Annotated in this window: 15 protein-coding genes and 1 pseudogene; 4 read left to right on the top strand and 12 right to left on the bottom strand. The window is 74.2% G+C overall.

What is annotated here, in order from left to right:
* The first annotated feature begins 166 nt into the window (after positions 1–166).
* The 4 genes from trpB to lgt all read left to right on the top strand — a co-directional run bounded on the left by trpB (position 167) and on the right by lgt (position 4431).
* On the top strand, positions 167–1402 hold the full coding sequence (gene trpB, locus H299_RS36000; protein WP_037760463.1) for a tryptophan synthase subunit beta: 1236 nt from the start codon (positions 167–169) through the stop codon (positions 1400–1402).
* Positions 1399–2217, top strand: coding sequence for a tryptophan synthase subunit alpha (gene trpA, locus H299_RS0124020; protein ID WP_027750476.1), 819 nt, complete (start codon positions 1399–1401; stop codon positions 2215–2217). Before trpB ends, trpA begins: the two co-directional genes overlap by 4 nt.
* Positions 2218–2345: 128 nt before the next feature.
* Entirely contained in the window at positions 2346–3092 is a 747-nt protein-coding gene (locus H299_RS0124015) for a thioredoxin domain-containing protein (protein WP_027750475.1), read from the top strand.
* Between the two features lie 97 nt (positions 3093–3189).
* A complete protein-coding gene (lgt, locus tag H299_RS35995; RefSeq protein WP_078513004.1) occupies positions 3190–4431 on the top strand; it encodes a prolipoprotein diacylglyceryl transferase in 1242 nt (413 codons plus the stop codon).
* Between the two features lie 98 nt (positions 4432–4529).
* On the opposite strand, the gene H299_RS0124005 is transcribed toward lgt, so the two are convergent.
* The 12 genes and pseudogenes from H299_RS0124005 to H299_RS35970 form a co-directional block, all read right to left on the bottom strand.
* On the bottom strand, positions 4530–5378 hold the full coding sequence (locus H299_RS0124005) for an HpcH/HpaI aldolase/citrate lyase family protein (RefSeq protein ID WP_027750474.1): 849 nt from the start codon (positions 5376–5378) through the stop codon (positions 4530–4532).
* A 101-nt stretch (positions 5379–5479) separates the two neighbouring features.
* The gene (locus tag H299_RS0124000; protein ID WP_027750473.1) at positions 5480–6733 is read right to left on the bottom strand and encodes a CoA transferase; all 1254 of its coding nucleotides are present in this window, start codon (positions 6731–6733) and stop codon (positions 5480–5482) included.
* Between the two features lie 35 nt (positions 6734–6768).
* Positions 6769–7683 (bottom strand): ribokinase, encoded by a 915-nt coding sequence (rbsK, locus tag H299_RS0123995; protein WP_027750472.1) that lies wholly within the window; start codon positions 7681–7683, stop codon positions 6769–6771.
* Positions 7680–9152, bottom strand: a complete 1473-nt coding sequence (locus H299_RS35990; protein WP_486587444.1) for an ADP-ribosylglycohydrolase family protein — start codon at positions 9150–9152, stop codon at positions 7680–7682. Before H299_RS35990 ends, rbsK begins: the two co-directional genes overlap by 4 nt.
* 198 nt (positions 9153–9350) lie before the next feature.
* A pseudogene (locus H299_RS40625) lies at positions 9351–9677 on the bottom strand (ADP-ribosylglycohydrolase family protein); the annotation flags it as partial.
* Positions 9678–9846: 169 nt separating this feature from the next.
* Positions 9847–10989, bottom strand: a complete 1143-nt coding sequence (locus H299_RS0123985; RefSeq protein ID WP_051262795.1) for an ADP-ribosylglycohydrolase family protein — start codon at positions 10987–10989, stop codon at positions 9847–9849.
* Complete coding sequence (locus H299_RS35985; RefSeq protein ID WP_078513002.1) at positions 10986–12254, bottom strand: ADP-ribosylglycohydrolase family protein; 1269 nt, start codon at positions 12252–12254, stop codon at positions 10986–10988. The genes H299_RS0123985 and H299_RS35985 overlap by 4 nt, the downstream gene beginning before the upstream one ends.
* The gene (locus tag H299_RS35980; RefSeq protein WP_051262794.1) at positions 12251–13285 is read right to left on the bottom strand and encodes an ADP-ribosylglycohydrolase family protein; all 1035 of its coding nucleotides are present in this window, start codon (positions 13283–13285) and stop codon (positions 12251–12253) included. Before H299_RS35980 ends, H299_RS35985 begins: the two co-directional genes overlap by 4 nt.
* A gap of 232 nt (positions 13286–13517) precedes the next feature.
* Positions 13518–14804, bottom strand: coding sequence for an extracellular solute-binding protein (locus H299_RS0123970; RefSeq protein WP_027750471.1), 1287 nt, complete (start codon positions 14802–14804; stop codon positions 13518–13520).
* Positions 14804–15670 (bottom strand): carbohydrate ABC transporter permease, encoded by an 867-nt coding sequence (locus tag H299_RS35975; protein WP_051262793.1) that lies wholly within the window; start codon positions 15668–15670, stop codon positions 14804–14806. Before H299_RS35975 ends, H299_RS0123970 begins: the two co-directional genes overlap by 1 nt.
* Positions 15667–16665, bottom strand: a complete 999-nt coding sequence (locus H299_RS0123960; RefSeq protein ID WP_027750470.1) for a carbohydrate ABC transporter permease — start codon at positions 16663–16665, stop codon at positions 15667–15669. Before H299_RS0123960 ends, H299_RS35975 begins: the two co-directional genes overlap by 4 nt.
* Complete coding sequence (locus tag H299_RS35970; RefSeq protein ID WP_037760459.1) at positions 16662–17741, bottom strand: LacI family DNA-binding transcriptional regulator; 1080 nt, start codon at positions 17739–17741, stop codon at positions 16662–16664. Before H299_RS35970 ends, H299_RS0123960 begins: the two co-directional genes overlap by 4 nt.
* Between the last annotated feature and the right edge of the window lie 381 nt (positions 17742–18122).

The following is an 18122-nucleotide window of genomic DNA, read 5'->3' as shown; positions in this document are numbered from 1 at the left end:
GCGCCGTTCAGTCGTGCGCCGTTACGCGGTGCGCCGTTCGGCCGTGCCGTGCTCCGGCGGTCGGCGCGGCACGGCCGCGGGCCGCAGCGCGGCGGAGCCCCGCGCGCGGCAGGCGCGTCCACCCCCTTCACTCACCACACCCCTTTTCTTTCGAGGAGTACGTCGGATGTCCGACTTCTTCATCCCCGACCCCGAAGGCCGGGTTCCCACGGCCGAGGGCTACTTCGGGATCTTCGGCGGCAAGTTCATCCCGGAGGCGCTCGTCGCCGCCGTGGACGAGGTCGCGGTCGAGTACGCCAAGGCGAAGGCGGACCCCGCGTTCGCCGCCGAGCTGGAAGACCTGCTCGTCCACTACACCGGCCGCCCCAGCGCCCTCACCGAGGTGCCGCGCTTCGCCGGACACGCGGGCGGCGCGCGGATCTTCCTCAAGCGGGAGGACCTCAACCACACCGGCTCACACAAGATCAACAACGTGCTGGGCCAGGCGCTGCTCACCAAGCGGATGGGCAAGAGCCGGGTCATCGCCGAGACCGGTGCGGGGCAGCACGGTGTCGCCACGGCCACCGCCTGCGCGCTCTTCGGCCTCGACTGCACGATCTACATGGGCGAGATCGACACGGAGCGGCAGGCCCTGAACGTCGCCCGGATGCGCATGCTGGGCGCCGAGGTGATCCCGGTGGCCTCCGGCAGCCGCACCCTCAAGGACGCCATCAACGAGGCGTTCCGCGACTGGGTCGCCAACGTCGACCGTACGCACTACCTCTTCGGTACGGTCGCCGGCCCGCACCCCTTCCCCGCCATGGTCCGCGACTTCCACCGGGTCATCGGCGTGGAGGCGCGCCGCCAGGTGCTGGAGCGGGCCGGACGCCTGCCGGACGCGGTCGCCGCGTGCGTGGGCGGCGGGTCCAACGCCATCGGCCTCTTCCACGCCTTCATCCCGGACGCGGACGTGCGCCTGATCGGCTTCGAGGCCGCGGGCCACGGCGTGGAGTCCGGCGAGCACGCCGCGACGCTGACGGCCGGCGAGCCCGGCATCCTGCACGGCTCCCGCAGCTACGTGCTCCAGGACGACGAGGGGCAGATCACCGAGCCGTACTCGATCTCGGCCGGGCTGGACTATCCCGGCATCGGGCCCGAGCACTCCTACCTCAAGGACTCCGGCCGGGGCGAGTACCGGCCGGTCACCGACGACGAGGCCATGCGCGCACTGCGCCTGCTCTCCCGTACGGAGGGCATCATCCCGGCCATCGAGAGCGCCCACGCGCTGGCGGGCGCGCTGGAGATCGGCCGGGAGCTGGGCGGCGAGGGTCTGATTCTGGTCAATCTCTCCGGCCGCGGCGACAAGGACATGGACACGGCGGCCCGCTACTTCGGGCTCTACGACGAGGGGGCGGACACGTGAGCGGGAACGTCGAGCTGCTGAACTCCACACTGGCCAGGGCCAAGGGCGAGGACCGGGCCGCGCTGATCGGCTACCTCCCGGCGGGGTTCCCCACCGTCGAGGGCGGCATCCTGGCCTGCACCGCGCTGCTGGAGGGCGGCTGCGACATCGTCGAGGTCGGCCTTCCGCACAGCGATCCCGTGCTGGACGGGCCGGTCATCCAGACCGCCGACGACATCGCGCTGCGCGGCGGCCTCCGGATCGCCGACGTCCTCCGCACGGTGCGCGAGGTGTACGCGGCGACCGGCGCGCCGGTGCTGTGCATGACGTACTGGAACCCGGTCGACCGCTACGGCGCCGAGCGCTTCGCCGCCGAACTCGCCGAGGCGGGCGGGGCGGGCTGCATCCTGCCGGACCTGCCGGTCGAGGAGTCCGAGGGCTGGCGCAAGGCGGCCGAGCAGCACGGGCTCGGCACCGTCTTCGTGGTCGCCCCCTCCAGCCGCGACGAGCGGCTGGCGAAGATCACCGAGGCGGGCAGGGGGTTCGTCTACGCGGCGTCGCTGATGGGCGTCACCGGCACCCGCGAGTCCGTGGGCCGGGAGGCGCGCGACCTGGTGGAGCGCACCCGTCGGACCACCGAGCTGCCCGTCTGCGTCGGCCTGGGCGTCTCCACGCCGGAGCAGGCCGCGGAGGTGGCCGCGTTCGCGGACGGGGTGATCGTCGGCTCGGCCTTCGTCAAGCACCTGCTGGCCACGCCGGACGATCCGGACGCGGGTCTCGCCGAGGTGCGGGCGCTCGCGGGCCGGCTGGCGCGCGGCGTACGGCGCTCCGGCTGATCCGGGGCCCCGCCGTCCCCTGAGGGGGCCCCGCCGTCCCCTGAGGGGGCGCCGGAGTCCTCCTTTCGGGGGAAAGCACGGCCGGGGGCGCACGCAGGTGCGTCCCCGGTTCGTTTGCGCAGGATGTGATGAACCAGACGAACCATGACGCAAGGCGCACCGCCCGTGAGCGGCTGCGGGAGCAGCGGGAGCGGGACAAGACCGCGGACAAGCGCATCAGGGCGCTGAAGGTGACGGGAGTGATGGTCGCCGTACTGGCGGTCGCGGGCGGGGTGGGGGCGGTCGTCGCCAACCAGAGCGGCGGGGGCGGGGGAGGCGGCGACGCGCCCGCCGCCGCGCCGATCACCCAGGGCAAGGGCAAGGCGCCCGCGACCCTGACCGTCTACGAGGACTTCCGCTGCCCGGCGTGCGCGCAGTTCGAGAAGTCCTTCCGGAGCACGATCCACGACCTCCAGAAGGCCGGAAAGCTCAAGACCGAGTACCACATCGTCACGATCATCGACGGCAACATGGGCGGCGAGGGCTCCACCCAGGCGGCGAACGCCTCCGCGTGCGCCCGCGACCAGGGCGAGTTCGGGCCGTACCACGACGTGCTCTTCAGCAACCAGCCCCCGGAGCAGGACGACGCCTTCGGTGACCCGAAGCGGCTGGTGGAGCTGGCCGGGAAGGTCAAGGGCCTGGACAACGCCACGTTCCGCAAGTGCGTCGAGGACGGCGAGCACACCGGCTGGGTGGAGCGGTCCAACAAGGGGTTCCTGGAGTCCGGGCACGACTCGACACCCACCGTCCTCCTCGACGGGAAGAACATCTACGCCGATGCGACGAATCCGCTGACACCGGAGAAGCTGCGGGAGATGGTCGAGAAGCGGGCCTGACGCACCGGCCGGATCGCGGCGCGCGGTCTCGTTTTGGAGGCGTTGTGCCGTGCTGAGTGCCGCAGCGTGCGCCGGGCACGGTAGCGTCGGCTGGGCTATGAACACCCTTGCCTTCATTCCCAGCCCCTCGGCCGGCGAGATCGATCTCGGACCGGTGCCGCTGCGTGGCTACGCGCTCTGCATCATCATCGGCGTCTTCTTCGCCGTCTGGCTCGGCGGCAGACGGTGGGTCGCCCGCGGCGGCCGGGCCGGCACGGTCGCCGACATCGCCGTGTGGGCGGTGCCCTTCGGGCTGATCGGCGGTCGCCTCTACCACGTCATCACCGACTACCAGCTGTACTTCGGTGACGGGCGGAACTGGGTCGACGCGTTCCGCGTGTGGGACGGCGGCCTCGGCATCTGGGGCGCCGTCGCCCTCGGCGCCGTCGGCGCCTGGATCGGCTGCCGCCGCCGGGGCATCCCGCTCCCGGCCTGGGCGGACGCCCTGGCACCGGGCCTGGCCGCCGCGCAGGCGATCGGCCGCTGGGGCAACTGGTTCAACCAGGAGCTGTACGGCCGGGCGACCGACCTGCCGTGGGCCGTGAAGATCGACCCGGAGAACCGCCCCGTCGACACGCCCGACCTGGCCACCTACCACCCGACCTTCCTGTACGAGTCCCTGTGGTGCATCGGTGCCGCCCTGCTGATCATCTGGGCGGACCGCCGGTTCCGGATGGGCCACGGCCGGGTGTTCGCGCTGTACGTGGCGATCTACACGGCGGGCCGGTTCTGGATCGAATACATGCGGGTCGACGACGCGCACGAGATGTGGGGCCTGCGGCTCAACAACTGGACGTCGATCGTGGTCTTCGTCGCGGCGGTCGCCTACATCGTGATCTCCCGGAAGAAGCGGCCGGGACGCGAGGAGGTCGTCGAGCCCCGGGCGGAGGACGACGGGCCCGCGGGCGCGGCCGTGCCGGCCAAGGGCGCGGGCACGGTGAAGGGGCTCGCCGCGGGCGGGGACTCGGCCAAGGCCAAGGATTCGGCAACGGCGGAGGACCCGGACGAGGGCGAGGACGCGGCTTCGGGCAAGGATGCGGCGTCGGGCAAGGGCGCCGCGAAGGGCCGGAGCGCGGCCGATGGTGACGCGGCCGAGCCGAAGGACGGCGGCGAGGCGGCGGACGAGGCCAAGGGCTCCGGGCTCGCCGCCTCGCCGGGCACCTCCCCCTTCTTCACCAAGAAGAAGGACTCTCCCGACGAGGAGAAGAACGACGGAGCCGAAGGCTCCGGTGCCACGGACGAGGCGGAGGCCCCCGCGGCCTCCGGCGGTGCCCGGCAGGACTCCGGGAAGAAGACCTGACCCGCACCCGCGAGGCCTCGGCCACAGCACCAGCCGCGCCTGCGTCCCGCTGACGCCCACCCGCCGCGCGGGTGGGCGTCAGCGTGTGCCCGGGTGGCTCAGGCACGCGGCGCCCGGTGGGCGAGCGCCAGTGTGCGCCGCGCGCCGGCGACCACCGCCGCGTCCACGAACCGCCCGTCAGGCAGTGCTGAGGCTCCCGCGTCGGCGGCCCCCGCCCGTACGACCTCCTCCGCCGCCTCGATCTCCGCGGCGGTGGGCAGATAGGCCCGCTCGATGACGGGCAGTTGACGCGGGTGGATCGCCGTCCGGCCGAGGAAGCCCAGCGCCCGGCCCCGGGCACAGGAGCGGGCCAGCCCTTCGGCGTCGCGCACATCCGGGTAGACGGACTGCGCGGGCGGCGCCAGGCCCGCCGCGCGGGCCGCGACGACGGCACGGCTGCGCGGCCACGCCAGCCCGGCCTCGCCGGACACTCCCAGGACGGCCCGCAGATCGGCCTCGCCCAGGGCGAGGCCGCGCACGGCGGGGTGGGCGGTGGCGATCGAGAAGGCGTTCTCGATACCGAGGGCGGACTCCAGCAGCGCGTAGAGCGGCGGGACCCCGCCGATGGCCCCGGCGGAGCTGGAGGCGTCGGCGGCCCACTCGGTACTCCGCAGCACCCCCTCCGCCGCGTCGACCTTCGGCAGCCGCAGCCCGGCCAGACCCGGCAGTGCCGCGAGCGCCCGGGTGTCGGCCGCCGCGAGCGGGGTGTCCAGCGCGTTGATCCGCACGTGCACGGGGACGGGCCCCGGCGCGCGCTCGGTGAGCAGCTCCGCCGTCGCGGCACGGGCGTACGCCTTGCGGCCGGGCGCGACGCCGTCCTCCAGGTCGACGACGACGATGTCCGCGCCCGAGCCGAGCGCCTTGGCGACCCTCTCCGGCCGGTCCCCGGGGACGTAAAGCCAGGTCAGCGGGAGCGCCTCGGGCGCGGCCCGCGGGGCTGCCGCCCCTGCCGCGGTGCCGGTGCGGCCGGGGGCGTGGTCGTGCGGGGTGGCGGCTGCCCCGGCGCCGCTCACAGCGCGCCTCGTTCCCGCAGGGCGTCGATCTGCGCGCGGGTGAGGCCGAGTTCGGTAAGGACCGCCTCCGTGTCCGCCCCGTGCCGCCGCCCCGCCCACCTGATGGCACCGGGAGTCTCGGAAAGGCGGAAGAGGACGTTCTGCATCCGCAGGGTGCCCAGCTCCTCGTCCTCGACCTCGGTGATCGTGCCCAGCGCCGCGTACTGCTCGTCGGCCATGACGTCCCGGATGTCCTGCACGGGGGCGACCGCCGCCTCCGCCCGTTCGAAGGCGGCGATCACCTCGGCACTGCCGTGTGCCGCGATCCAGCCGCCCACCGCCTCGTCCAGCTCGTCGGCGTGCCGGGCGCGCCCGGCGCCCGTCGCGAACCACGGCTCGTCGATGAACTCGGGCCGCCCCACCAGCCGCAGCACCCGCTCCGCTATGGACTGCGCGGAGGTGGAGACGGCCAGCCACCTGCCGTCGGCTGCGCGGTAGGTGTTGCGCGGCGCGTTGTTGGTGGAGCGGTTCCCCGTGCGGGGCTGTACGTAGCCGAGCTGGTCGTACCAGAGGGACTGCGGCCCCAGCACCGCCAGCATGGGCTCGATGATCGCCATGTCGACGACCTGGCCCCGGCCCGTCGCCTCCCGGCCGCGCAGCGCGGTCAGTACGGCGAAGGCCGTGGACAGCGCCGCGATCGAGTCGGCCAGCCCGAAGGGCGGCAGCGTCGGCGGCCCGTCCGGCTCGCCGGTGACCGCGGCGAAGCCGCTCATCGCCTCGGCCAGGGTGCCGAAGCCGGGGCGGCGCGCGTACGGGCCGAACTGCCCGAAGCCGGTGACCCGGGCCAGCACGAGGCGGGGGTTGGCGGCGGAGAGGCGGTCCCAGCCCAGATCCCACTTCTCCAGGGTGCCCGGGCGGAAGTTCTCGATGACGACGTCGGACTCGGCGGCCAGCCGCAGGAGCACCTCCCGGCCGCCGGGGGTGGACAGGTCCAGGGTCATCGTGCGCTTGTTCCGCCCCAGCAGCTTCCACCACAGGCCGACGCCGTCCTTCGCCGGGCCGTGGCCGCGGGAGGGGTCGGGCTTGTGGGGATGCTCGACCTTGATCACCTCGGCGCCGAAGTCGCCGAGCATGGTGGCGGCCAGAGGTCCGGCGAAGAGCGTGGCGAGGTCGAGCACGCGCAGCCCTTCGAGGGAGCCGGGGACCGGCGCGGGCGAGGCAGGCGTGGAGGAAACGGGTGTGGCGGGTGTGGGGCTGTGCGGGTCAGGCATCGGAGCACCGGGCTTTCCTGGTTCAACTTCCCTTGTCAGTCTTCCTGGCCGGACCGCGCCATGGCGTCGATCTCGGCGCGGTACGGCATCGACGCGGAGGCTCCCGCGCGCTGGACGGAGAGTGCGGACGCCGCCGAGGCCCAGGCCATCGCCTCGGGCATGGCGCGCCCCTCAACGGAGGCCACCGCCAGGGCGCCGACGAAGGTGTCGCCCGCGGCCGTGGTGTCCTGGGCGCGCACCGGGCAGGCGGGCACGGTGACGGGCTGCGCGCCGCGCGCGGCGTACAGGCTGCCCGACGCGCCCAGCGTGACCACCACTTCGGGGACGAGGCCGAGCAGCGCGGCCGCCGCCTCGTACGGATCGGCGCGGCCGGTCAGGGCGGCGGCCTCGTGTTCGTTGGGGACCAGCAGGTCGGTGACGGTGAGGAGCTCGGTCGGCAGGGGCTGCGCGGGGGCCGGGGTCAGGACGACCCGCACCCCGTGCGCACGGGCCGCGCGCGCTCCTGCCAGCACGCCGGACAGGGGGATCTCCAGCTGGAGGAGCAGCGCGGAGGCCGCTGCGATCCGCTCCTCGTCGCCCTCGGCGAGGCCGCTCACCGCGCCGTTCGCGCCGGGGACGACGATGATCGAGTTGCCTCCCTCGTCGTCCACCACGATGTGCGCGATGCCGCTGGCGCCGGGCACCGAACGCAGGCCGTCCGTCCGCACGCCCGCCTCGCTCAGCGCGGCGCGCAGCCGCCCGCCGAAGTCGTCCTCGCCGACGGCGCCGATCATCGACACGGCGCCGCCCGCCCGCGCCGCCGCGACGGCCTGGTTGGCGCCCTTGCCGCCGGGCACCGTACGGAACGCGCTGCCCGTCACGGTCTCACCGAGGCGCGGCGCCCTCGGCACGTAGGCGACCAGGTCCATGTTGGTGCTGCCCAGCACGGCCAGGGCGGGGGGAGCGGTCATGGTGCGGGGTTCTCCTTTCCTTCGGCATACGGCTGAGGGGCGAGCGAGTGTGGGGGGTGGGGACGGGTCTCGGGCGGGGCAGCGGCGGGGGGCACCGCCAGCGCGAGGGTGCGGTCGGCGAGCGCGTCGAAGCCGACGCCGTCGAAGCCGCCGACGGCGCTGGCCAGCCGGTTCCGCAGCGGAGCGGTCCAGCGGTCGGGGAGCGCGCCGGGCGAGCCCGCGAGCAGGCCCGCGACCGAACCGGCGGTCGCGCCGTTGGAGTCGGTGTCCCAACCGCCGGAGACCGCGCGGCAGATGGAGCCGGTGAAGTCACCGTCCGCGTGGGTGAGCGCGGCGGCCAGCAGGGCGGCGTTCGGCAGGACGTGCACCCAGTGGTACGTCCCGTAGGCCGCGTGCAGGGCGTCCACGACGTCGGCGAACCCCGCCGCGCTGCCGGTGGGTTCCGCGAGCGCCGCCGCTCTGCCGAAGCGCACGGCCTGCGCGTAGCGGGAGTGCTCCGGCACGACGGCCAGGCCCGCCCGCAGACAGGCGTGCACGTCGGCGCCCCCGCGCGCGGCCTCGGCGACGACTGCCGCCACGAACATCGCGCCGTACACGCCGTTGCCCGTGTGGCTCAAGGTGGCGTCCCGCCAGGCTTGCGCGGCGGCGGTCGCCGGGTCACCGGGGTGCGTCCAGCCGAAGACGTCGGCGCGGATCTGCGCACCGATCCACTCCCGGAACGGGTTGTGGCGCACGGCTGTGAGCGGCGGCTCCAGCCCGTCGAGCAGGTTGCGGTAAGCGACGCGCTCGGCGGTGAACGTACGGCCCGCGGGCAGCTCGTCCAGCCACAGCCGGGCGACGTCGGCGGTACGGAAGCCGTGGCCGTGCCGCTCCAGCAGCAGCAGGGCGAGCAGGGGGTAGTTGAGGTCGTCGTCCTCGGGGGTGCCGTCGATGTTCTCGGCCAGCGAGGTGGGGCGGCTGCGGCGGTTCCACGGCCAGCGGCGGGCGACGTCGGCGGGGAGGCCCGCCTCGGTGAACCAGGTGTCCAGCGGCCAGTTGCCGGTGGCGCGGGCGATCTCCCGGATGCCGGGCAGCGGCAGCTTCTCGACCGGCTTCCCCAGCACGCATCCGGCGGCCCGCCCGAGCCACCCGGCCTCCAGCCGGGCCCGCAGGGCCGCGCGTTCCGCGCTGCGGGCAGGGACGGGCCGGTCCGGCGATCCGGCGCCTGCGGCCGGACCGCGCCCGGCGGCGGCTGTGGTGCCGCCGGGTTCCGTCGGCGCGCTTGTGCTTGAGCCCGCGTCTGTTCGCGGAGTGCGGGTCGGGGCAGGTGATCGGCGGGAGACGTCGGTGGCTGTGCCCGGGGTGCTGTTCGGGGTGCGGGTGGGCAGGTTTGTGCCCGCGTCCGTGTCCGGGGCGATGGCCGTGTCCGGCCTATGGGGGGTGTCCGTCGTCGCGTCAGCGGCCGGGGAAGGGGATCGGTGGCCGGGCATGCCCGTGCCCGGTGGCGCGTGGGCGGGGGAAGCGGCCAGCCCGTCGGCCGGTGGGGGGCCGGGCGTTGCGCGTGGGTCGGCCGCCGGTCCGGGCGACTCGGCGGGTGAGTGCGCGGGAGGCGCGGGAGCGAGAGAGCGGCCGGGTCGCTCCGAGCCCGGAGCACCCGGCGCTCCGGAGGGGGCGACCGGCCGAGCGGAGGCGGTCGGCGCCGTCGCCCGCCCCTCCGGCCACGCCGGGCAGGCCGCGCGCAGGGAGGCGAGGTCCGTCGGCTCGCGGGCGGCCAGCGGCGACCGAAGCAGCTCCAGCTCGTCCAGCAACCGCACCGCCAGGGCGCGCAGTTCCGGGTCGCACGGGCCCGGAGAGGCACCGGCCCGCTCCGGGGCCAAGGCGCCGCCCGAGGCGAGCCAGCGCCGCTGGATGGCCTCGGCGTCCCGTCCGTCCTCGGCTGCCTGCCGCAGCTCGTGGCCGACCAGGTCCTCGGGCTGCACCCAGGTCAGCCGCACTCCCGCCGCGCCGCTCGGCATCGGGGCACCACCGGGCGGCGGGGCGCCGGTACCGGTGCCGGTCATCGCGCCTCCCACAGGCTGTCCGCGCGCGCGGCGGCCGGGGCGGCGCACGCGGGGTCGTCCCACCCCGGCCGCTCATCCGGGACGGACCGTCGCACGGTGCTTACGCCGGTGAGGCCGCCCCGCATCACGCGCCCGCGATCGCGTCGAAGGCGTGCTCGTGCGCCCGGCGGCGCTGCGCGTCCAGGGTGAAGACCTCGCGGGTGACCGCGGCCAGGGCCGCCGCCGGAGCGTGCAGGTCGAGCCTGCTGGCGCGGGCCACCTCCGCGCTCCACTCCGCCGGGACGGCGTCCTCCCCGCGCAGCGCGCCCACGACGGCCCCGCTCATGGTGGCGATCGAGTCGCAGTCGCGGCCGTAGTTGACCGAACCCAGCACCGTGTGGCGGTAGTCGCCGTCACCGATGAGCAGCATGCCCAGGGCGATGGGCAGTTCCTCGATGGCGTGCAGCCGGGACGGCCGACGGGCACCGAGCGAGGGCTGCCGGTACTCCGGGCCGACGGTGTCGAACGGCGCCACCGCCGCACGCAGCGGCTTGAGTGCCGCCTCGAAGTCCGAGAACCCGGCCGCCGTCTCGCACACCGCCTCGATGGCGTCGCGCGTGCCGTCCTTGGCCAGCGACAGCGCCGTGTCCACCACGGAGCGCGGGGTCGCGTCCGGCAGGCAGGCCGCCGCGACGGCCGCCGCGAAGACTCCGGCCGCCTCGCGCCCGTAGGAGGACTGGTGGGCCCCGGCGACGTCCAGCGCCTCGGCGTACGCGGCGGCCGGGTTGCCCGCGTTGACGGCGCCCACCGGAGCCATGTACATCGCGGCACCGCAGTTGACGATGTTGCCCACGCCCGCCTCGCGCGGGTCGACATGGCCGTAGTGCAGCCGTGCCACGATCCACTTCTCCGCCAGGAAGAGCCGCTGCAAGGGCAGCGCCTCGGCCTCCAGCTCGGGAATCCAGCGCGGGTTGCCCATCAGGTCGGGGACCAGGTGGTCGGCCACGGAGTAGGCGTCGAGGTGGTCGCGCACGCGCTCGTACACGCGGATCAGGGCGTGGGTCATCAAGGTGTCGTCGGTGACGTGCCCGTCGCCCTTGTGGTACGGGGCGATGGGCCGCGCCGTGCGCCAGTCCTCGTAGAAGGGGCCGACGATGCCCCGCACCCGGCCGCCGTGCCGCTCGGCGATCCGCTCCGGTGTCCAGCCTTCGACCGGCCCGCCGAGCGCGTCGCCGACGGCGGCGCCGATCAGGCATCCGGCCGTACGGTCCTCCAGGGTGAGCGTCATGTGCGGGTCAGTCCTTCCGCCGAGGTGGTCCCGGATGTGAGGGGTGGTTCGAACGTGCCTTCGGGCGTGGTCAGTTCGGCATGCATCAGCCTGTCGGCCAGCTCGACCAGGTCGGTGCCGGCCAGCCGGGGCAGTGCGCAGCCGGAGAGGGAACGGCAGGCGTCCCGCCAGCTGTCGGGGAGATCGGCGGCGCCGCCGATCGCGCCGGTCAGCGCGCCGGCCAGGGCGGGCGCGCTGTCGGCCACCCGGGAGAGGCAGGCTGCCGAGGGCACCGCCTCCGCGATCCGGCCGCCGCCCGCGAGGGCGACGGCGAGCGCGACGGGCACGGTCTCGGCAGCCGCGATGCCGTAGCTGTAGATGTGGTCGACGATCTCGTGCTCCAGCACGGGCACCAGGGCGAAGGCGTTGCCGGGCTGGCCCGGACGGCCGTCGACGGCGGCCCGGGCGAGCCGCACGGCCTGCTGCGCGTTGCGGTGGATCTCGGTGTGCGCCGGGAGCTGGCCGAGGGCGGACTCCACACACTCCTCGACCCGGGCCCCGCCGAGCGCGGTGGAGACGGCGGCGGCCATCGCACGGGCGCCGTGCACGCCGTCGCCGTCCTGTGTGTAGTGCGCGTCGTACTCCGCCAGTTCGGCGGCGGCTGCCGGATCGCCCGGATACGCGGTGGCCAGCACCACCGCGCGTACGCACGCCGCGTCGTCGAAGAAGTGCGGGTTGTCGTGGCCGGTGGCGGGCGGGCGCAGACCGGCGGCGAGATTGCCCAGCCCGGCCCGTACGGAGATACGGGCGCGCAGCGGCAGCACCGCCGACTCGACCTCGGGGGCCCGCTGGGCGGCGGCGGCGACCTCGCTGGCCAGAGTGTTCCAGGCGAGGTCGATCGCGGCGCGCATGCGCCGGTCCCGGCCGAAGTCGCTGAGCAGGGCGCCGGCGGCGGTGAGCACCGACTCGGCGGTGAAGGCCGCCCATTCGGCGTCGTCGGAGGGGCCCAGGCGCAGGGGCTCGGGCGCCTGGTTCAGCGCGGTGGGCACGGGCAGCGTGGTCGTGGCGTTCTGCTCGGCGAAGGTGTCCAGCTCGCGGGTCAGCCGCCGGGTCCACTCCGGCATGCGGGAGGCGCGGTGCCGTGCGGCGGGCCAGCCTGCGGCGTCCCCGGCGGCGAGGCCGAGCAGCAGGCCCTCGATCCGGCGCGGATCGGCGGCGGCAGTGGCAGCAGTGGCAGTGGTCGCGGTGCGGGCGGTGGCCCCGGGAGGACGCGGCGCGGGGGTCATGAGGCCGCCGGTCCCGGCGAGGCGCCGCCCCAGGCCGCCGCGGGCGGCTGCTGCCCGCGCGCCGACTCCACCGGTGCGGGCGCGGAGGAGGTGAGGAGGTCGGCGATGTCCAGCACGTGGTAGCCCGCCATCGAGGGCAGGCAGCTGCCGCGCACCGGGCCGATCGCCGCGGCCCACTCGCCCGGCACGGCCTCCGCGCCGCCGAGCGCACCGGCCAGCGCGCCCGCGACGGCCGCCGTGGTGTCCGCGTCGCGGCCCATGTTGACGGCTGTCAGCACGGAGGCGGTGAAGTCGCCCCGGGCCGCGGCGAAGGCGCCGAAGGCGAGGCCGACGGCCTCCGGGGCCAGGTCGGTCCAGGGGTAGCCGCCGATGACCACCGCCGAGCGGACCGTACGCTCCGTGCTGAGCCGGGTCGCGTCCGGGTCCAGCAGGGAACGCTGGGCGGCGGAGACCGCCCGGCGCAGCGAGCGCGCCGTCCAGGAGTCCTCCGGCACGACGGACAGCGCCGCGGCGATCACCATGTCGGTGCCCCGGCCGACCATGGCCGCGGCGACCCCGGCCGCGACGGCCTGGCCGCCGTAGATGCCCTCGCCGTCGTGGCTGACGGTGCCGTCCACCGCGACAAGCCGGGCCGCCTCGGCGGGACGCCCCGCGCAGTAGACGCCGAACGGGGCGGCCCGCATGGCCAGTCCGTCGCTCCAGGCGTGCCGGTGCTGGGCGGAGATGGGTGCGGCCAGACCGCGCCGCAGGTTCTCCAGGGTGCCGCGCTCACTGAACCCGGCACCACGGAAGGGGCCTTCGTCGAGGTTGGCGATCCACTGGTGCCAGGCGGACTCGACATGTGCGACGGTGAGCGAGGAGCCGTGCTCGGCCAGCAGCAGCCCGGAGAAGATGGCGTACTCGGTGTCGTCCGTGCCTGCCGGGTCGTCGTCGACGAAGCCCTCGATACGGCCCCAGCGCTGGCGGATCTGCGACGGCTTGAGGTTCTCCGCGGGCGCGCCCAGCGCGTCGCCGACGGCCAGGCCGAGCATGCCGCCGCGGCCCCGGCCGCGCAACGCGCTCGTGCTCTTCGCCGACGGCGCCTGGGCCGGTGGCGGGACGGTACGGAGCCGGGCGCGCGGCTCCGGCGGTGGATGGGGGGAAGGGGATGCGTGCGCTGCGCTCAAGGTGCGTGCCGTTCTGTGCTGGTGGGGCGGCGTGCGGCGGCGTGCGTGGTACGGGCCGGCCGGTGCGGCGGGCGGGGGTGGGGGCGGCAGAGGGCCGTCAGCGCTGGTACCGCGCGAGTATGCGGTTGCCGTCGTCGACGAGCTTGTCGCGGAGGGCGCCCAGGCCGATGCCGCCGCTGTAGTACTCCTGGAAGGCGGGGGTGGCGATCTTGTCCTTCCACTCCGGGTAGCCGCGCACTCCCAGCACCGGGGAGGCGCGCAGGCCCTCGGAGACCTGCACGCCCGTGCGCCAGCCGAGCTTCGGGGTGTTCAGCGCCGGGTCGCGCAGGGCCTCCTCGCCCGTCGGCACCAGCCAGTCCGCCCGTGCGAGCCGGGCCATCCGGTCGGGTGCGGTGAGGAAGGCGACGAACGCCATGGCGGTCTCCTTGCGGGTGGTGTCCTGCGCGATGGAGAGGGTCTGCGGGCTGACTCCCTGGGCCCGGCCGCCGTCGGGTCCGCTTCCGACGGGCAGCGGCAGCGTCACCCAGTCGAAGCCCTTCGGCGCCTGCTGCTGGATCTGCTGCCGGTAGGAGAAGTTGAGCGGCACCATGGCGTAGCGGCCGCTGAAGAACCCGGGCAGGGTGTCGCCGCCGGCCATGCCGAGGCTGCCCGAGGGCGCCGTGCGGTCCTCGTTGACCTGCCGGTGGATGATCTGGGCGATCTGCGACTCGGCCTCGCCGAAGCGGATGACGTTCTTGCCGCCCTCGCGCTGGAAGACCGAACCGCCGGTGCTCATGGCGAGGTTGACCGACTGGTTGACCGGCTCCTTCATCGACCACGCCACACCGTAGTCCCGGCCTCGGGTCAGCTCCTTGGCGGCGTCCTCGAACTCCGCCCAGGTCCACGGGTCCTCGGCGGTCGGGACGCGCACCTGGGACCGCTCCAGGAGCGTGCGGTTGGCGATCAGTACGCGCGGGTCCTGGAGGAAGGGCACGCCGTAGACGCCGTCGGCCTGGCTGACCATGTCCCAGGTGCTCCGGGGGATCTGCCGCTTGAGCCCCCCGGGCAGCAGCCCGGTCAGATCGGCGAGGTAGCCGCCGTGCGCGAAGTCGGTGAGGTCGTTGGCCTCGTCGTGGATGATGTCGGGGGCCTCGCCGCCCTCGAAGGAGGTGAGCAGCTGGTCGTGGACGCTCTCCCAGCTGCCCTGTACGTAGCGCACGCGGGAGCGCGGATGCCGCTCGTTCCACGCGGCCACCAGCGCCTTGTTCGCCTTGATGGACTCCGCCTGCCACGCCAGGCTCAGGAAGTCGAGCGTGCCGTCGTCCGAGTCGTCCGCGCAGCCGCTGAGCACGGTGGCGGCGGGCACGGCGGCCACCGCGGCGGCGAGCAGGCTCCGGCGGCGCATCAGCCCTTCACCGCCCCGCTCATCATGCCGCTGACCAGCCGTCGCTGGAGCAGGGCGAAGAAGATCAGGCTGGGCAGCGTCGCCAGTACGGCCGCCGCGGCGAGCGGCCCCAGGTCGGCGGCGCCCTCGGCGCCGAGGAAGTGGGTCAGGATCACGGACATCGTCTGCTTCTCCGGGGACTTGAGCAGGACCAGGGCGAAGAAGAACTCGTTCCACGCGGTGACGAAGGAGAACATCACGGTGGCCACCAGCCCGGGAGTGAGCAGCGGGAAGACCACGCTCACCAGCGTCCGGAAGCGGCTGCACCCGTCGATCGCGGCGGCCTCCTCCAGCGAGGCGGGCACCGCCTTCACGTAGCTCCGGAGCATCCACAGCGCGAACGGGAGGTTCCACACGACGTAGACGAGGATGACTCCGAAGAGCGAGTTGACCAGCTGGAGGTTCTTCAGCACCAGGAAGAGCGGGATGATCACCAGTACGAACGGGAACATCTGGCTGACCAGAATCCAGCCCGTCGCCGCCTTGCTGACCACCGAGCGGTACCGCACCATCGCGTACGCGGCGGGCACCGCGATCACCACCGATATCCCGGCCGCGGACACCGCCACGATGAGGCTGTTGAGCGCCGAGCGGGCCAGCGGCTGCTGGTCGAAGGCGTCCCGGAAGTTGTCCAGGGTCGGATGCCGGGGGAGCCAGTCGGGGTCCACCGAGCCCAGCTCCTGCGGTGCCTTGAAGGCGATGGAGACCAGCCAGAACAGCGGGAAGGCCAGGAAGACCAGGTAGCAGGACAGCGCGAGGTACTGCCCGGCCCGGCCGAGCCGGTGCTTCCGCGACGGGCGTCCGTACCGTGGCGAGTGGGACGTCACTGGTCGTCCTCCTTCAGACGGTTGCGCAGGAAGATCGTCAGCAGCACGGCGACGACGGCGATCATCACCAGGCCCATCGCGGCGGCGTAGCCGAACTGCCCGTAGCGGAACGCCTCTTCGTAGGCGAAGAGGGACGGCAGCCGGGTCTCGCCGCCCGGTCCGCCCTGGGTCAGCACGTAGACCAGGCCGAAGGAGTTGAAGTTCCAGATGAAGTTGAGCGCGGTGATGGCCAGGACGACCGGTTTCAGCGCCGGCCAGGTCACCGTGCGGAAGCGGCGCCACAGGCCCGCGCCGTCCAGCGCGGCGGCCTCGTGCAGCTCGTGCGGCACGTTCTGGAGGCCGGCCAGCAGCACCACCGTCGTCTGCGGCATGCCGGCCCAGACGCCGACCGCGATCACGGCGGGCAGCGCCATGGAGAGGCTGGAGAGCCAGTTGACGTTCTCCGAGATCAGGTGCAGGTCCCTGAGCGTGGCGTTGAGGATGCCCGCGTCCTGGTGGTAGACGAGCCGCCACATGATGCCGATGACGACCTCGGGCATCGCCCAGGGCACCAGCGCGAGCGTGCGGGCCAGCCAGCGGAAGCGGAGGTTCTGGTTGAGCAGCAGGGCCAGGCCCAGCGCCAGTACGAACTGGATGGCCGTGACGCTGACCGCCCAGATGATGCCGATCCGGAAGGAGTCCCAGAAGAGCGAGTCGAAGCGCAGGTCGTCGAAGTTCCGCAGGCCGATCCACTGGGTGGGGTCGGTGCGGCCCGCCTGCGAGTCGGTGAAGGCCAGCGACAGCCCGTACAGCAGCGGGCCGACGCTGAGGACCAGGATCGGCAGCAGGGCGGGGAGCAGCAGGAACCAGGCGTCGCGGTCCAGACCGAGGGCGGCCTTGCGCGCCTTGGCGGTGCGCGGCGGCGGCGAACCCCGGCCGAACGGTTTGCGCGCACGGGGGCCGTCGGGGGAGTCCGCACCGGCGTCGGCACCGGCGCGGGGAGCCGTCCCGCTCATCGGACCACCTGCTTGCCGCGGGGCCCCGCCGGGGCGGACGAGGCGCGGACGACCAGCTCGGGCGTGACGGTCTCGGACCGGACCGGGGCGCGCGCCGGTCCGTCCCGGCCCGCGCTCTCCCGCGCCGCCTCGTCCCGCTCGGCGATGCGGGCCAGCAGCATCTCGGCGGCGATCCGGCCGCGCTCGGCGGAGCCGAGGTCGACGCTGGTCAGCGGCGGCCAACTGGCGCGGGCGAGCGAGGTGTCGTCCATGCCGACGACCGCGACGTCCTCCGGTATGCCCACCTGCCGGGTGTGCAGGGCCTGCGCGGCGCCCAGCGCGAGCTGGTCGTTGGCGCAGAAGACGGCGTCCACCCGCGGATCGGACTCCAGCAGTGTGTGCATGGCGCGCATCCCCGCCTCGATGGTGAACTCGGTCGTCGCCACCAGCCGCGGATCGGGCTGGAGGCCGCAGGCGGCCAGCCCGGCGCGGTAGCCGCGCAGGCGGTTGCGCCCCGGCACCGTGTCCGCCGGGCCGTTGACGAAGGCGATCCGGCGGCGCCCCGTCTCCACGAGGTGGCGCACCGCCTTCTCCGCGCCGGTCACGGAGTCGGCCCGCACGCTGTCGACCGGCGCGCCGGCCGGCAGCGAGCCGATGACCACGACGGGCTGGGCCGCCGTGCGCAGCGCGTCGAGGTGCTCCGGCGTGATCCGGATCGGGCAGATGACCAGCCCGTCGCTCGTACGGTCCGCGAGGCTGCGCAGCACCGCCAGCTCGTCCGCGACCACGGCGTCCGTGGAGTGCAGCAGCAGGCGGTAGCCGTGTGCCTTGGCGATGGTCTGGATCTGCCGGACCATCGAGACGTAGACCGGGTTGCCGATGTCCTGCATGGCGAAGGTCAGCTGCATGGACCGGCCGCCCTTGAGGGAGCGGGCCACGGCGTTGGGCACGTAACCCAGCTCGGCCGCCGCCCGCTCGACCCGGGTGACGGTGTCGGGGCGGCCACCGTGGCCGTTGAGCACTCGGGAGACCGAGGCGATCGAGACTCCGGCGCGCTCGGCGATCGTCTCGACGGTGGGAGGCCCGTCTGTCGTCACCACAATTGCCCCTCCGCTGACTCGGTGTGCTGGAAACGTTTACAGCGCGACTCGTCCCCGCACCGGCCGGATGCGGTGGGGATGAAGAGAATGTTGCGCGCATGCGTCACGGGCGTCAATGGCCGGTGATCGGCGAAATCCACGGAGTCCGCCGCCGGTTCCGCCGGGAGGGAGCCTCTCCCTCGTCCCCGCCGACTGCTGCGCGCGACCTGTCGGCAAGCCCTCACCGGGGGCGTCCGTGCAGGTGGAAGGCCGGATGGGGGACTGGGTAAGTACGGCCTTCCTTGCTGGCGCGGGACCGCGGAGCGTGCGTACTGTCGAGGTGTCAGGGCCGCAGGGCGGGTGGTGCCGGAGGCGGCAGGACGATCGAAATTGTCCGCT

This window comes from Streptomyces sp. CNH287 (genome assembly GCF_000424825.1).
This window is presented reverse-complemented; position numbering and strand designations above follow the sequence as displayed.

Bases quoted from the DNA above. Each gene is read 5' to 3' on its own strand.
- H299_RS0124015 (WP_027750475.1), top strand. From the start codon at position 2,346: ATGAACCAGACGAACCATGACGCAAGGCGCACCGCCCGTGAGCGGCTG.
- trpB (WP_037760463.1), top strand. From the start codon at position 167: ATGTCCGACTTCTTCATCCCCGACCCCGAAGGCCGGGTTCCCACGGCC.
- H299_RS0123985 (WP_051262795.1), bottom strand. From the start codon at position 10,989: ATGACGCTCACCCTGGAGGACCGTACGGCCGGATGCCTGATCGGCGCC.
- H299_RS0123960 (WP_027750470.1), bottom strand. From the start codon at position 16,665: ATGAGCGGGACGGCTCCCCGCGCCGGTGCCGACGCCGGTGCGGACTCC.
- rbsK (WP_027750472.1), bottom strand. From the start codon at position 7,683: ATGACCGCTCCCCCCGCCCTGGCCGTGCTGGGCAGCACCAACATGGAC.
- H299_RS35985 (WP_078513002.1), bottom strand. From the start codon at position 12,254: ATGACCCCCGCGCCGCGTCCTCCCGGGGCCACCGCCCGCACCGCGACC.
- H299_RS0123970 (WP_027750471.1), bottom strand. From the start codon at position 14,804: ATGCGCCGCCGGAGCCTGCTCGCCGCCGCGGTGGCCGCCGTGCCCGCC.
- H299_RS0124000 (WP_027750473.1), bottom strand. From the start codon at position 6,733: ATGCCTGACCCGCACAGCCCCACACCCGCCACACCCGTTTCCTCCACG.
- lgt (WP_078513004.1), top strand. From the start codon at position 3,190: ATGAACACCCTTGCCTTCATTCCCAGCCCCTCGGCCGGCGAGATCGAT.
- H299_RS35980 (WP_051262794.1), bottom strand. From the start codon at position 13,285: ATGCTCGGCCTGGCCGTCGGCGACGCGCTGGGCGCGCCCGCGGAGAAC.
- H299_RS35990 (WP_486587444.1), bottom strand. From the start codon at position 9,152: ATGCCCGGCCACCGATCCCCTTCCCCGGCCGCTGACGCGACGACGGAC.